1 protein-coding gene and 1 other annotated feature are annotated in these 1,304 nt (G+C 54.1%); the gene reads right to left on the bottom strand.

The annotated features are described in order from the left end of the window. Positions 1-40: 40 nt before the first annotated feature. Positions 41-1,251, bottom strand: a protein-coding gene (locus tag GJA01_RS15050; protein ID WP_099282503.1) for an IS3 family transposase whose coding sequence is annotated in 2 segments (ribosomal slippage) — positions 41-966 and positions 966-1,251 — 1,212 coding nt in all. Because the reading frame shifts where the segments join, the coding sequence is not laid out codon by codon here. Next, positions 857-973: a sequence feature (AL1L pseudoknot), on the bottom strand. Its footprint overlaps the gene before it by 117 nt. Positions 1,252-1,304 lie beyond the last annotated feature (53 nt).

The following is a 1,304-nucleotide window of genomic DNA, read 5'->3' on the forward strand; positions in this document are numbered from 1 at the left end:
TGAATTGCCCCGGGTTTTGTGGAGACGTTTTTTATCTGATTTAAGCGGCTAATGCATGTGATTTCTGTTGTGCATAAAAGCGTGCCTCAGCTTCTGCTGGCGGGATGTTTCCAATGGAGGACAGGAGCCGCCGATTATTGAACCAGTCGACCCATTTAAGTGTTGCCAGTTCAACAGCTTCCCTGTTTTTCCATGGCCTCTGCCGATAGATGAGTTCGGTTTTGTAAAGTCCGTTAATGGTCTCTGCCAAGGCGTTATCATAGGAATCCCCAACACTGCCGACAGAAGCAACGAGCCCCGCTTCAGCCAGTCTTTGCGTGTAGCGAATGGACACATATTGACAGCCGCGGTCGGAATGGTGGGTCACTTTTCCCTCAGGCTGCCTCTGGCACAGAGCCTGCTCAAGGGCATCCAGTACGAAGTCGGTATGAGCCGTTGAGGAGACACGCCAACCCACAATAACCCGTGCAAAGACGTCAATGATGAAGGCCACATAAACAAAGCCCTGCCAAGTGGAAACATACGTGAAATCCGAAACCCACAGTCTGTTGGGGGCAGGAGCATGAAACTGGCGCTGCACCAGATCCTGCGGACACGGACGTTGCGGATCAGGCCGTGTGGTTCTGACCCCCTTGCCACGAATGACGCCTTTCAGCCCCATCCGGCGCATCAGCCGCTCTACCGTGCAGCGGGCGACATCCAGGCCTTCACGTCTGAGCTGATGCCAGACCTTGCGCGCTCCATAGACGCAGAAATTATCATTCCACACTCTACGGATGTCATCGCACAGCTCTTTGTCTTTCTGGCTGCGCACACACGGATTTTTCTGTCTCGCCCGATAAGCATAATAGGCAGATGGTGCAATCGACAGAACCCTGCAGATTGACCCGACACCATATGTCTGCCGATGCTCCTCAATGAAGCGTGTCATGGCCTGAACCGGCGGTCGAGTTCCGCCTGGGCAAAATATGCCGACGCCTTGCGCAGGATTTCATTGGCCTGCCGCAATTCGCGGTTCTCTCGTTCCAGTTGCCTGATCTTCTCCCGATCAGGCAGGTCACTTACCGCAGGCGCATTGGCACGTTCATGCAGACGGGTCCATTTTGACAGCGTGTCAGGATGAATATCCAGCTTTGGCGCTATCATCATCACCGCGGACCACCGCGAAGGATGGTTCTTCTCTTCCTCCAGAACCATGCGGGCTGCACGTTCACGAAACTCAGGCGGAAAACGCTTCGATTTGGTGCTCATGAATCCTTCTTACCTCTCGGGTCGTTCTGTCTCCACAAAACCCGGGGCAATTC

Origin of the sequence: Gluconobacter japonicus, from assembly GCF_002723975.1 — a bacterium.
GTDB lineage: Bacteria > Pseudomonadota > Alphaproteobacteria > Acetobacterales > Acetobacteraceae > Gluconobacter > Gluconobacter japonicus.